Genomic DNA, 12,912 nt, shown 5'->3' with positions numbered 1-12,912 from the left:
GCTCCTTCACATCGCTGCGGTGGGGGTGGGGACGTAATCGACGCTGTCGGTGGAGGCGTAGTCGAAGGTGACGTCCTTCCAGGTGTCGAGCGCCGCGCGCAGCGGGGCGCACCAGCGGGCGGCGTCGCGCAGGATTTCCGGCCCCTCGTTCCAGATGTCGCGGCCTTCATTGCGGGCTTTGACCATCGTCTCCAGCGCGACGCGGTTGGCGGTGGCGCCGGCCTGGATGCCGTCGGGGTGGCCAATGGTGCCGCCGCCGAACTGCAGGATCACGTCTTCGCCCAGATAGGTCAGCAGCTGGTGCATCTGCCCGGCATGGATGCCGCCCGACGCCACCGGCATCACCCGCTTCAGGCCCGCCCAGGGCTGGTCGAAGAAGATGCCGTGCTGCAGGTTCTGCGGGACATGGGTCTCGCGGCAGGTGTCGTAGATGCCGCGGATGACGTTGGGATCGCCTTCCAGCTTGCCGACGACGGTGCCGGCATGGATGTGGTCGACGCCGGCCATGCGCATCCACTTGGCGATGACGCGGAAGGACACGCCGTGGCTCTTCTGCCGGGTGTAGGTGGAATGGCCGGCTCGGTGCAGGTGCAGGATCATGTCGTTGCGCCGCGCCCACTTCGCCATCGACTGGATGGCGGTGTAGCCGATCACCAGATCGATCATGATGATGACGCTGCCCAGCTCCTTGGCGAACTCCGCCCGCTCGTACATGTCCTCCATGGTGGCGGCGGTGACGTTCAGGTAGGTGCCCTTGACCTCCCCGGTCTCGGCGGTGGCGCGGTTCACCCCTTCCATGCAGTAGAGGAAGCGGTCGCGCCAATGCATGAAGGGCTGCGAGTTGATGTTCTCGTCGTCCTTGGTGAAATCGAGCCCGCCCTTCAGCGCCTCATACACCACGCGGCCATAGTTGCGGCCCGACAGGCCCAGCTTCGGCTTCATGGTGGCGCCCAGCAGCGGCCGGCCGAAATTGTTCAGCCGCTCGCGCTCCACCACGATCCCGGTCGCCGGTCCCTGGAAGGTCTTCAGATAGGCGACGGGGATCCGCATGTCCTCCAGCCGCAACCCTTTCAAAGGCTTGAAGCCGAAGACGTTGCCGATGATCGACGCGGTCAGGTTGGCGATCGACCCTTCCTCGAACAGGTCGAGTTCATAGGCGATGTAGGCGAAATATTGGCCGGGCGTGCCGGGCACCGGATCGACGCGGAACGCCTTGGCGCGATAGCGCTCGCAGTCGGTCAGACGGTCGGTCCACACCACGGTCCAGGTGGCGGTGGAGCTTTCGCCGGCGACCGCCGCCGCCGCTTCCTCCGGATCGACGCCGTCCTGCGGCGTGATGCGGAAGACGGCGAGAACGTCGGTGTCCTTCGGCTCGTAATCCGGTTCCCAGTAGCCCATCTGGCGGTATTTCAGCACGCCGGGCCGATAGCGCGCCTTGGGGTCGCTGACCACACCGTTGCTGGCTTCCTGGCTGCTGGGGAGCGTCGTCGATACGTAATTCATCGTCTTCACCTCGCCGGTGGCGTTCGGTTCGTTCCGATGAAAATGTTAGACACACGCACTGTTGAGGAAAATTCAAATATACAGCACAGTATGGCTAGGGATTCCTGATGAGTGGGCCTGCCAATGACCATCCAGCACGCCACGCTTCGCCAACTCCAGATCTTCTCCGCCGCCGCCCGCAGCCTGTCCTTCGCCCGTGTGGCGGAGCAGTTCGGCCTGACCCCCGGCGCGGTCTCGTTCCAGATCAAGCAGGTGGAGGGTCATTGCGGCTTTCCGCTGTTCGAGCGGGTGGGCCGGCGCGTCGTGCTGACGGAGGCCGGGCGCGACCTGCTGGAGCACGCGACGCTGATCCTCCAGGCGCTGGAGAACGCCGACCGGCGGATGCAGGCGTTGAAGGGGGTGACCGGCGGCAACGTCACCATCGGGCTGGTCAGCACCGCCAAATACATTGCTCCGCACATGGTCTCCCGCTTCCAGGCGGAGCGGCCGGGCGTGTCGATCCATCTCCAGGACGGCAACCGGCGGGAGGTGAACGTCATGGTCACCAAGGGCGAGGTCGACCTCGCCATCATGGGCCGCCCACTGGACGGAGAGGAGTTGCTGGCCGAGCCCTTCGCGCGCCATCCCAGCATTATCATCTGCGCGCCGACCCACCCGCTGGCAGACGCCCCGAACCTGCACCTGTCCGATCTGGCCGACAGCGGTTTCATCGCACGGGAGGAAGGCGCCGGCACGCGGGCGCTGACCGACGCCTACTTCACCGGTCGCTGCTTCACCCCTCGCATCGTCATGACCTCCAGCAGCAACGAGACGATCAAGCAGGCGGTCATGGCCGGCATCGGCGTCGCCCTGCTGTCCCGCCACACCGTGGACCTGGAACTGGCACTGGGCATGCTGCGGGAGTTGAAGGTGGAAGGACTGCCCTTGATGCGGTCCTGGTACATCGCACACCGCCGCAGCCTGCCGCTGCTGCCGGTGCATGCGCAGTTGCGCAGTTATCTGCTGGAACGCGGGCAGGCGATCATCGACAGCATCCAAGCCGGCCACCGGGCGCTCGCCTCTGGTGGTTGAATGCAGCGCCTCAAGGTGAGACAACGCGCACCCCTGCTGCCGCCAGCCGCTCCGCCCTTGCGGCTTCCAGTCCGCAGTCGCAGCACAGAACGTCGAAGCCGTTGAGCTTGGCGAAAAAGGCCGGCTTGACCTGATCGAACTTGCTGCTGTCGACCACCAGCGCCTTGGTCACGGCGTTGGCGATGGCAGTCTGCTTGATCTCGACCTCGTGGAAGTTGGAGCAACTGATCCCCAGCGACTCGTGCACGCCGCCGGCCGAGATGAAGGCGGTGTTGATGCCGATGCCGCGCAGCATCTCCAGCGACTCCGGACTGGAAAAGGAGGCCGAGGACGCGTGATAGAGCCCTCCCAGCATGACCACGCGCACGCCCGGCTTCTTGCAGACGATCTCCGCAATGTTCATGGCGTAGCAGACCACGGTGATCTGGCTGTCGGCCGGGATGCGGCTGGCCAGATGGGTGGTGGTGGTGCCGCAATCGATGAACACCGTCTCGCCGGGCTTCAGCAGGGTCGCCGCCGCCTCGCAGGCCGCCCGCTTCATTTCGATATGGGCGTCGCGCTCGCGGTCCAGGATGTAGCCCATGCCGCCAGCGCTCTCCAGCCCGCCGGCGATGTAGCCGCCAAGATAGGCGAACCGCCCACCGCAGGACGCGATGTCGCGCCGCACCGTCATTTCGGAGACGCCCAGCAACTGCGCCGCATCCTTCAGCCGGAGATAGCCGCCGGCATCCAGCGCGGACTGCAACCGGTTCAGACGCTCGGCCCTTCTCATCGACATGTCCGCATCCCGCACCGTTTCCGCCCTTCCTGCGCGCGACCGCACCATAAGATCCAGACGAGGTAATCCCAATGGCGCGAGCCGGTAAGCGGGATCGCCGTCGCCAAGATCACGATGGCATGCATTGATCTTGACACAGTGCGCGCCGACGTGAAACTATCCTTTCAGAAAATGTTAGGATGTTAACATCGCGACGATCTTCGAAGCGGTGTCGGCATTCCGGTGACAAGGAGGAGAAGCCCCAAGGGACAAGGGGCTCCCCGGGAGGACCAAGATGCCCATGCCCAGTGTTCCGACCGATCCGGCCGGTCTGGCTCCGTTCATCGATCACACCCTTTTGCGCCCCGACGCGCAGCCGGCGGATGTCGAACGGCTGTGCGACGAAGCGCGCACGCATGCTTTCAAAGCGGTCTGCGTCAACCCCGTCTTCATCCCGCTGGTGACCGAGCGGCTGGCCGGATCGCCGGTGGCGCCATGTGCGGTGATCTGCTTTCCCTTCGGCGCCGATCCCACGGCGATCAAGGCGGACGAGGCGGAGTGGGTGGTGCGCCACGGCGCCAGCGAAGTTGACATGGTGATCCCCATCGGCCTGCTGAAAGCCGGACGGACGGCGGAGGTGCGCGACGACATCGCCGCGGTCAAGCGGGCCTGCGGCGACGCCCTGCTGAAGGTCATCATCGAGACCAGCCTGCTCCGCGATGAGGAGAAGGTGCTGGCCTGCCGCCTGTCGCAGGAAGCCGGGGCCGATTTCGTCAAGACCTCCACCGGCTTCGCCGGGGGCGGCGCCACCGTCGAGGATGTGGCGCTGATGCGCCGAACCGTCGGCGACGGCATGGGCGTCAAGGCGTCGGGTGGGGTGCGGACCACCGAGGATGCCCGCCGCATGATCGCGGCCGGTGCCTCGCGCATCGGCGCCAGCGCCAGCGTGACCATCGTCGGCGGCTGACGCGGTCGGCGGCGCGCACGCCGCACAGCGTGTCGGTTGGGCGGGAGTTCCGTCCGTCCCGACCGGCACGGCATCACGAAAAACGGAACGCGGAAGGGGTGGCAAACACCCCGGCGCCGACGGTGGGTTGCGGAGTCCCGCCTCTGCCGTGCTGCGCGAATCGCCTCTCATGGGAGTCACGCCAACATGAAGAAGTTGCTGTCTTCGCTCATCGTCGCCGCGTCGCTGGTCGCCGGACCGGCGATGGCCGCCGATCCGGTCCCGACCCCGGATGCCGTCAAGACGCTGAAGTCCGACGCCACCAAGAAGAAATACACCATCGCCACCGTGGTGAAGGTCGACGGCATCGCCTGGTTCGACCGCATGCGCGAAGGCGTGAAGCAGTTCGCAGCCGACACCGGGCATGACACCTGGATGGTCGGGCCGAGCCAGGCCGACGCCGCGGCGCAGGTCCAACTGGTGGAGAACCTGATCGCCCAGGGCGTCGACGCCATCACCATCGTCCCCTTCTCCGTCGAGGCGGTGGAGCCGGTGCTGAAGAAGGCGCGCGACCGCGGCATCGTGGTGATCGCGCATGAGGCGTCGAACATCCAGAACGCCGACTATGTGCTGGAGGCCTTCGACAACTTCGCCTACGGCGCCAAGCTGATGGAAGTGCTGGGCAAGGCGATGGGCGGCGAGGGCAAGTATGTCTGCACGGTCGGCAGCCTGACGTCGAAGTCGCAGAACGAGTGGATTGACGGCGCCATCGCCTATCAGAAGGAACATTTCCCGAAGATGCAGTTGGCGACCAACCGTCTGGAAACCTATGACGACGCCAACACCGACTACAACAAGCTGAAGGAAGTCCTGACCACCTATCCGGACCTGAAGGGTATCATCGGCGGCCCGATGCCGACCTCGGCCGGCGCCGGCCGGCTGATCGCCGAACGCGGGCTGAAGGGTAAGCTGTCCTTCTCCGGCACGGGGCTGGTGTCGGTGGCCGGCCAGTATCTGGCTCAGGGCGACATCCAGTACATCCAGTTCTGGGATCCGGCCGTCGCCGGCTATGCCATGAACATGATGGCGGTGATGGCGCTGGACGGCAAGAAGGACCAGATCAAGGCCGGCCTGAACCTCGGCCTGCCCGGCTATACCGATCTGACCACCCCGAAGGGCGCGAAGCCGAACCTGCTCTACGGCCAGGGCTGGGTCGGCGTCACCAAGGAAAACATGGACGACTACAACTTCTGATGCCCCCGGGGGCGGGCGCAGATGGCCGGCAACGGCTGTCGGCGCCCGCGTCTTCATCCTTTCCTCGAACCGCCGGGCGGAAGACATGTCAGACGGTTTCATCGAACTCCGGGACATCCGGAAGGTGTTTTCCGGCGTCGTCGCGCTGGACGCCATGTCGCTGGTCATCAAGCCGGGCGAGATACATTGCCTGGCCGGAGAGAACGGATCGGGCAAATCCACCGTCATCAAGATCATGTCCGGCGTCTATCAGCCGGACGGCGGCGAGTTCCTGATCGACGGCAAGCCGGTGACGGGCATGACGCCGATCGAGGCCATCGCCCATGGCGTGCAGGTCATCTACCAGGACTTTTCCCTGTTCGGGAACCTGACGGTCGCCGAGAATCTGGCGATGAACGTCCATCTGGGCGAGAAGCGCCGCCTGATGAACTGGCGGCGCACCCGCACCATCGCCCGCGAGGCGGTCGACCGGCTGGGCGTCGAACTGGATTTGGATGCGGAGGTCGCCTCGCTGCCGACCGCCGGCAAGCAGCTGGTCGCCATCGCCCGCGCGCTGATGTCCGATGCCCGCCTGATCATCATGGACGAGCCGACAACGGCGCTGACCCGCAAGGAGGTCGAGACGCTGTTCCGCATCGTCCGCGACATCCAGGCGCGCGGCATCGCCATCCTGTTCGTCAGCCACAAGATGCGCGAGATGCTGGAGATCAGCGAGCGCATCACCGTCATCCGCAACGGCCGCAAGGTGGCGGAGGGGCCGACCGGCGACTTCGACGAGGCGCTGATCACCCGCCACATGACCGGCGGCGACATCCTCAACGAACCCTATGTCTGGACCCCGCCCCCCGGCACACAGGTGCCGCCGCGGCTGGAAATCCGTGACCTCACCGTCCCCGGCAAATGCGAAGGTCTGAACCTCGCCATCCGGCCGGGCGAAATCGTCGGGCTGTCGGGCCTGCTGGGGTCCGGGCGCACCGAACTGGCGCTGGCGCTGTTCGGCATGGTCCCGAACCACCGGGGCGAGATCCTGATCGACGGGAAGCCGGCGCGGCTGCGCACGACCCAGGAGGCCATCGACGCCGGCATCGCCTATGTGCCGGAAGACCGGCTGACCGAAGGGCTGTTCCTGCCGCAGAGCATCAAGCGCAACATGCTCGCCACCTCCTATGAGCGGCTGGCTCGCAATCTGGTGATCGACCGCAGCCAAGCGGAGGAGATGACGCAGGGCATGGTCCGCGCCATGCAGATCGCCACACCCACCGCCGAGAAGCCGGTGATGCAGCTGTCGGGCGGAAACCAGCAGCGCGTGGTGCTGGCCCGCTGGCTGCTGACCGACGCCCGCGTGCTGATCCTGAACGGCCCGACGGTTGGCGTCGATGTCGGATCGAAGGCGGAAATCCACGCCAAGATCCGGGAACTGGCGCAGCATCACGGCCTCGCCGTTCTGATGATCTCCGACGACGTGCTGGAGCTGGTGCAGAACTGCAACCGCATCGTGCTGATGCATCGCGGGCGCTTCATCGACGATCTGCCCGCCGCCGACGTCACCGAAGAGACGGTCAGCGACCGGCTCAAGACCTTTACCTGAGGGGAGGAACCGATGGCCCTGCTCCGCCGGTCGGAAACGGTCATCGCGGGCATCCTGCTGCTCGCCATGGTCCTCATCGGCACGATCAACCCTGCCTTCTGGCAACTCGACAACCTGTTCAGCCTGATGCGCAGCAACGTCATCATCGGCATCATGGCCTTGGGCGTGCTGCTGGTGCTGATCTCGGGCGGCATCGACGTGTCGTTCCCGGCCTTTGCCGTCGCCGCCATGTATCTGACGATCAAGGGCATGCTGGCGCTGGGATACAACGGCGTCGTCCTGCCCTTGCTGGCGGCCACCGTCATGGGGCTGCTGTTCGGCGCGGTGAACGGCTTCTTCGTCTATAAATTCCGCATGATCCCGCTGATCGTGACGCTGGGCACCAGCGCCATGGTGCGCGGTTTCCTGCTGGGCGTCGTCGGCACCAGCATGATCAACATCAACAAGATGCCGACCGCGCTGATCGACTTCGCCCGCACCGAGGTGGTCAGCGTGACCAAGGCCGACGGCACCACCTACGGCCTGACGGCGATGGTGCTGATCTATGTCGGGCTGGCGCTCGCCATGCATCTGGTGCTGCGCTACACCATGATCGGCCGCAGCGCCTACGCGCTGGGCGGCGATCCGGAAGCAGCGCGGCGGGCCGGCTTCGACCTGCGCAAGACCATCTTCTTCATCTATTGCGCCGCCGGCGCGCTGGCCGGCTTCGCCGGACTTCTGCACAGCGGCATGATCTGGCTGGCCAACCCGCGCGACTTCGTCGGGCTGGAACTGGACGTGATCGCCGCGGTGGTTCTCGGCGGGGCGTCGATCTTCGGCGGCCGGGGCAGCGTTCTCGGCACCATGCTCGGCGTCTTCATGCTGGTGATGGTCAAGAACAGCCTGATCATCATGAGAGTGGACACCACCTGGCAGCTCGTCGTCGTGGGATCGATCGTCATCGTCGCGACCGCCCTGTCGGCTTGGCGCGACCGTCGCCGGACGGCATGAGGAGGCGGGAGCATGAAGGCACAAATGAACATCCGCAGCCTGGTCAACCGCGACAACAACATCGTCCAGCTTCTGGTGATGACGGTGCTGATCTTCGTCGTGATGACGGCGCTCAGCCCCGACAAGTTCCTGCGCTATTACAACTTCGAATCCCTGACTTACATCTTCCCGGAGCTTGGCCTGCTCTCCATCGCGATGATGATCGCCATGCTGACGGGCGGCATCGACCTGTCGGTGGTGGGGGTGGCCAACCTGTCGGGCATCCTGGCCGGCGTGCTGTTCCACAAGATGGCTGGCGCCGCCGGAATCGCCGACACCGGCGTCATAACGGTCCTGCTGGGCGTGGTCATCGCACTCGGGACCGGGCTGGTGGCGGGGACCGTCAACGGGCTGCTGATCACCCGGCTGGGCATCACGCCGATCCTGGCGACGCTGGGCACGGGACAGGTCTTTACCGGGCTTGCCATCGTGCTGACCGGGGGGCCGGCCATCGTCGGCTTTCCCGCCGCCTGGGCCTTCCTCGGCAACGGCAAGATCCTGGGGCTGGCGACGCCCTTCGTGCTGTTCGCGGTGATCGCGGTCCTGATCGCCTTCCTGCTGAGCCGCACGGCCTTCGGCATCAACCTGATGCTGATCGGCACCAACCCGAAGGCGGCGCTGTTCGCCGGGCTGAAGCGGGAGCGGATGGTGCTGTACAGCTATATGCTGACCGGCGTGCTGGCCTCGGTCGCCGGGATCATCCTGTCGGGACGGACCAACGCGGCGAAATCGGACTATGGGACCTCCTACCTGCTGCAGGCGGTGCTGATCGCGGTGCTGGGCGGGACAAATCCGGCCGGCGGCCGGGGCACGGTGCTGGGCATCACCATCGCGGTGGTGGCGCTGATGCTGCTGTCGAGCGGTTTCCAGATCCTGCGCTTCTCCAATCACCTGATCGACTTCATCTGGGGCGCGTTCCTGCTGCTGGTCATCGCCATCAACGCCTACAAGAACCGCACCCGCTAGCCGCCTTCCAAGCCGGCTTTAGATAGTGAGGACATCACATGAGCGTCCGAACCGCCATCCATTTCCGCAAAAGCTTCTTCGGCGAGGCGGAGCGCCCGATCGCCGAGGCGCACGGCATGACCGCCAGCCTGTTCCGCTATGACAGCGGGATCGAGGCGGTGCGGCTGTCCAACCGGCGCGGGCATCTGGTGGTGCTGCCCTATTACGGCCAGATGGTCTGGGATGCCGTGTTCGACGGCGTCGACCTGACGATGGCGAACATGTTCGACATGCCGCGCCATGCTGCCGAGATCGTCGGCACCTATGGCTGCTTCGCCTTCCATTCCGGGCTGCTGCGCAACGGCTGCCCCGGCCCGCAGGACAGCCATCTCCTGCATGGCGAGATGCCCTGCGCGCCGATGGATGCCGCCGGGCTGGAGGTGGGGGAGGACGACGAAGGCCCTTATATGGCGGTGACCGGCCGGCGCGAGTATGTGATGGGCTTCGGCGCCCATTATGTCGCCCGCCCGCGCGTGGTGCTGCGTCCCGGCGCCGCCCTGTTCGACATCAGGATGGAGGTGGAGAACCTGTCGGGCGCGGCGATGGACCTGATGTACATGTGCCACGTCAATTTCGCCTTCGCCGAGGGTGCCCGCATCGTCCAGCCGGCCCCCTTCACGCCGGAGGCGACGGCGGTGCGCACGGTGGTGCCCGCCCATGTGCCGCGCAGCCCGGACTATGACGCGCTGCTGTCCGACCTCGCCCGCGATCCCGCGGTGATGGAGGTGCTGGACGAGCCCGAGCGCTATGATCCGGAGCAGGTCTTCTACATCCGCGGCCTGCGCACCGACGAGGAGGGCGGCACCGCCGTGATGATGCGGCGGCGCGAGGGCGACGCCTTCCACATCGCCTACAGCACGCGGGAGTTCCCCAAGACCGTGCGCTGGGTGCTGGTGAACAGCGACCAGAAGGTCTGCGCCTTCGCCCTGCCCTCCACCTGCGAGCCGGAGGGCTATAGTGCGGAAGCGATGAAGGGCAATGTCCAGACGCTGGCGGGCGGGGAAACCCGGCGCTTTTCCGTGCGGCTGGGCTATCTGACCGCCGACGAGGCCGAAGCCGAGGAATGCGCCATTCGGGCGTTTTAAGAGGAGTATCCGAAGATGGGCAAGATCGCCGTGGTCGGCAGCAACATGGTCGACCTCATCACCTACACCGCCCGCATGCCCGGCCCCGGCGAGACCATCGAGGCGCCGCGGTTCGAGATGGGCTGCGGCGGCAAGGGCGCCAACCAGGCCATCGCCGCCGCCCGGCTGGGGGCAAAGGTGATGATGGTCACCAAGGTCGGCGACGACATCTTCGCCGACAACACCATCCGCAACTTCGAGGAGTCCGGCATCGACACCCGCTATGTCGAGCGGGTGCCCGGCACCTCCAGCGGCGTCGCCCCGATCTTCGTCGAGCCGTCGGGCGAGAACAGCATCCTGATCATCAAGGGCGCCAACGCCCTGCTGTCGCCGGCCGACGTCGACCGCGCGGCTGAGGATCTGAAGGGCTGCGACCTGATCGTCATGCAGCTGGAAGTCCCGCTGGAGACGATCTACCACACCATCGAGTTCGGCGCCCGGCACGGCATCGAGACCCTGTTGAACCCGGCGCCCGCGCCCGCCGACCTCGACCCCAAGCGGATCGGGCAGGTGACCTTCCTGGTGCCGAACCAGACGGAGCTGGCGACCATCTCCGGACTGCCAGTCTCGTCGGAGGCGGAGGCCGAGACGGCGGCGCGCTCCCTGATCGACCGCGGCATCCGCACCGTCATTGTCACGCTGGGCGCGCGCGGAGCGCTTCTGGTGACCAAGGGCGAGGAGACGCGGCGGGTCGAGCCGGTGCGGGTCACGCCGGTCGACACCACCGGGGCCGGCGACGCCTTCATCGGCAGCTTCGCGCGCTACTATGTGGAGAACCGCGACCTGGATGCGGCGCTGCACATGGCAGTGCGCTATGCCGCCGACAGCATCACCCGGCCGGGCACGCAGAAATCCTATGCCAGCCGCGAGGCGTTCGAGGCCTTCTGCACCAGCCTTTAGCTTTTTTGATTTTCCGTGCGATCGCTTCAGACGATTCCGTCTGAAGCGATCGCACTCCAAGCGTCGGACGGAGGACACGCCATGACACGCGCCGTGATCGGGGTGGATGTGGGGACCGGCAGCGCCCGCGCCGGCATCTTCGACCTTGCCGGGCGCCGGCTGGCCGCCGCCTCCCGCCCGATCCGGATGTGGAAGCCCGATCCGGAATGGGCGGAGCAGTCCTCCGACGACATCTGGGCCGCGGTCTGTGCTGCGGTGCGCGAGGCGCTGGAAGCCTGCGCCGAACGGCCCGAGGTGGTCGGCATCGGCTTCGACGCCACCTGTTCGCTGGTGGTGCTGGACGCCGCCGGGCGGCCGGTGACGGTCGATCCGGAGGGCGACGATTCCCGCAACGTCATCGTCTGGATGGACCACCGCGCCATCGGGCAGACCGACCGCATCAATGCCGGCGGTCACGAGGTTCTGCGCTATGTCGGCGGGCGACTGTCGCCGGAGATGCAGACGCCGAAGCTGCTGTGGCTGAAGGAGAATCTTCCCCAAAGTTGGAGCCGGGCGGCGCATTTCTTCGATTTGCCGGACTTCCTGACCTGGCGGGCGACCGGGGCGACGCGGCGGTCGCTGTGCTCGCTTGTGTGCAAGTGGACCTATCTGGGGCATGAGGGGCGGTGGGACGATGGCTATCTCCGCGCCATCGGGTTGGGGGATCTGGTGGATGAGGGGCATGCTCGCATCGGCACCGACGTCGGCGAGGTCGGCAGCGCCATCGCCGGTGGGCTGACGGCGGAGGCCGCGCGCGAGCTTGGGCTGACGCCGGGTATAGCGGTCGGCACCTCGCTGATCGACGCCCATGCCGGCGGGATCGGGGTGATCGGGGTGCCGCTGGAGGCGTCGGACGGCGTCGACTTCGACCGGCGGCTGGCGCTGATCGGCGGCACGTCGAGCTGCCATATGGTGATGAGCCCCGGAGCGCCGCGCTTCATCCCCGGCGTCTGGGGCCCCTATCATTCGGCCATGCTGCCGGGGCTGTGGCTGAACGAGGGCGGGCAGTCGGCGACCGGGGCGCTGATCGACCATGTCGTCCAGGGGCATCCCCGCCATGCCGGGCTTGCGGCCGAGGCGCAGCGGCGCGGCACCACGGTCTACCAGCTGCTGAACGAGGAGCTGGCGGATCTTGCGGAGCGCAGCGGTGGGCCGGTGGCGATGCTGACGCGCGACCTGCATGTGCTGCCCGACTTCCACGGCAACCGTTCGCCGCGGGCGGATGCCGGTCTGCGCGGCGCCATCAGCGGGCTTCGGCTGTCGGACGGGCTGGAGGATCTGGCGCTGCTCTATCTGGCGACGGTGCAGGCGGTGGCCTATGGCACCCGGCACATCGTGGCGGCGATGAACGAGCGGGGCTATGCCATCGACACCATCCTGGCCTGCGGCGGCGGCACCAAGAATCCGGTGTTCCTGGAGGCGCATGCCGACGCCACCGGCTGCACCCTGGTCCTGCCGGAAGAGCCGGAAGCCGTGCTGCTGGGGGCCGCCGTGCTGGGCGCGGTGGCGGCGGGAGCCTTCACGGACATCGCCGCCGGCATGGCCGGGATGAGCCGCGCCGGCCGCAGCATCCGGCCGGCCGGGGGGCGGATGCGGGACTATCACGACGCCAAATACGCCGTGTTCCTGCGGATGCACGAGGACCAGATGGCTTACCGGGCCCTGATGGAGATGGGGATGGAGACGGCCGGCTAGA

The 12,912-nt window shown here is 66.6% G+C and carries 11 protein-coding genes; 9 read left to right on the top strand and 2 right to left on the bottom strand.

The features are described 5' to 3' along the window. Nucleotides 1–6 precede the first annotated feature (6 nt). Nucleotides 7–1,503 (bottom strand): form I ribulose bisphosphate carboxylase large subunit, encoded by a 1,497-nt coding sequence (locus B9N97_RS02570; RefSeq protein ID WP_280174726.1) that lies wholly within the window; start codon nt 1,501–1,503, stop codon nt 7–9. 123 nt (nt 1,504–1,626) lie between these two features. Between B9N97_RS02570 and B9N97_RS02565 the strand changes: the two genes are divergently transcribed. Beyond that, nucleotides 1,627–2,574 carry a LysR family transcriptional regulator gene (locus tag B9N97_RS02565; RefSeq protein ID WP_244560512.1) on the top strand — a complete coding sequence of 316 codons (948 nt, stop codon included), beginning with the start codon at nt 1,627–1,629 and terminating at the stop codon, nt 2,572–2,574. A 10-nt stretch (nt 2,575–2,584) separates the two neighbouring features. Here the strand turns inward: B9N97_RS02565 and B9N97_RS02560 are convergent, their stop codons facing one another. After that, complete coding sequence (locus B9N97_RS02560; protein WP_085082998.1) at nt 2,585–3,352, bottom strand: DeoR family transcriptional regulator; 768 nt, start codon at nt 3,350–3,352, stop codon at nt 2,585–2,587. A gap of 274 nt (nt 3,353–3,626) precedes the next feature. Here B9N97_RS02560 and deoC point away from each other — a divergent pair, with 274 nt between their 5' ends. From deoC to B9N97_RS02520, 8 genes are all read left to right on the top strand, one after another. After that, a complete protein-coding gene (gene deoC, locus B9N97_RS02555) occupies nt 3,627–4,298 on the top strand; it encodes a deoxyribose-phosphate aldolase (protein WP_085082996.1) in 672 nt (223 codons plus the stop codon). A gap of 186 nt (nt 4,299–4,484) precedes the next feature. Further along, nucleotides 4,485–5,531, top strand: coding sequence for an autoinducer 2 ABC transporter substrate-binding protein (locus B9N97_RS02550; RefSeq protein WP_085082994.1), 1,047 nt, complete (start codon nt 4,485–4,487; stop codon nt 5,529–5,531). Between the two features lie 85 nt (nt 5,532–5,616). Then, on the top strand, nt 5,617–7,119 hold the full coding sequence (locus tag B9N97_RS02545) for a sugar ABC transporter ATP-binding protein (RefSeq protein ID WP_085082992.1): 1,503 nt from the start codon (nt 5,617–5,619) through the stop codon (nt 7,117–7,119). A gap of 12 nt (nt 7,120–7,131) precedes the next feature. Next, nucleotides 7,132–8,109 carry an ABC transporter permease gene (locus B9N97_RS02540; RefSeq protein WP_085082990.1) on the top strand — a complete coding sequence of 326 codons (978 nt, stop codon included), beginning with the start codon at nt 7,132–7,134 and terminating at the stop codon, nt 8,107–8,109. 12 nt (nt 8,110–8,121) lie between these two features. Further along, nucleotides 8,122–9,114 carry an ABC transporter permease gene (locus tag B9N97_RS02535; RefSeq protein ID WP_085082988.1) on the top strand — a complete coding sequence of 331 codons (993 nt, stop codon included), beginning with the start codon at nt 8,122–8,124 and terminating at the stop codon, nt 9,112–9,114. A gap of 38 nt (nt 9,115–9,152) precedes the next feature. Beyond that, nucleotides 9,153–10,238, top strand: a complete 1,086-nt coding sequence (locus B9N97_RS02530) for an aldose 1-epimerase family protein (protein WP_085082986.1) — start codon at nt 9,153–9,155, stop codon at nt 10,236–10,238. A gap of 15 nt (nt 10,239–10,253) precedes the next feature. Then, nucleotides 10,254–11,177, top strand: a complete 924-nt coding sequence (gene rbsK / locus B9N97_RS02525; RefSeq protein WP_085082984.1) for a ribokinase — start codon at nt 10,254–10,256, stop codon at nt 11,175–11,177. An 81-nt stretch (nt 11,178–11,258) separates the two neighbouring features. Continuing rightward, complete coding sequence (locus B9N97_RS02520; RefSeq protein ID WP_085082982.1) at nt 11,259–12,911, top strand: FGGY-family carbohydrate kinase; 1,653 nt, start codon at nt 11,259–11,261, stop codon at nt 12,909–12,911. The last annotated feature ends 1 nt before the right edge of the window (nt 12,912 follow it).

The sequence above is a fragment of the Azospirillum oryzae genome (assembly GCF_900177515.1).
Taxonomy (GTDB): Bacteria; Pseudomonadota; Alphaproteobacteria; order Azospirillales; family Azospirillaceae; genus Azospirillum; species Azospirillum oryzae_A.
Note: the sequence above shows the minus strand (reverse complement) of the source record. Positions and strands in the feature narration are given on the sequence as shown.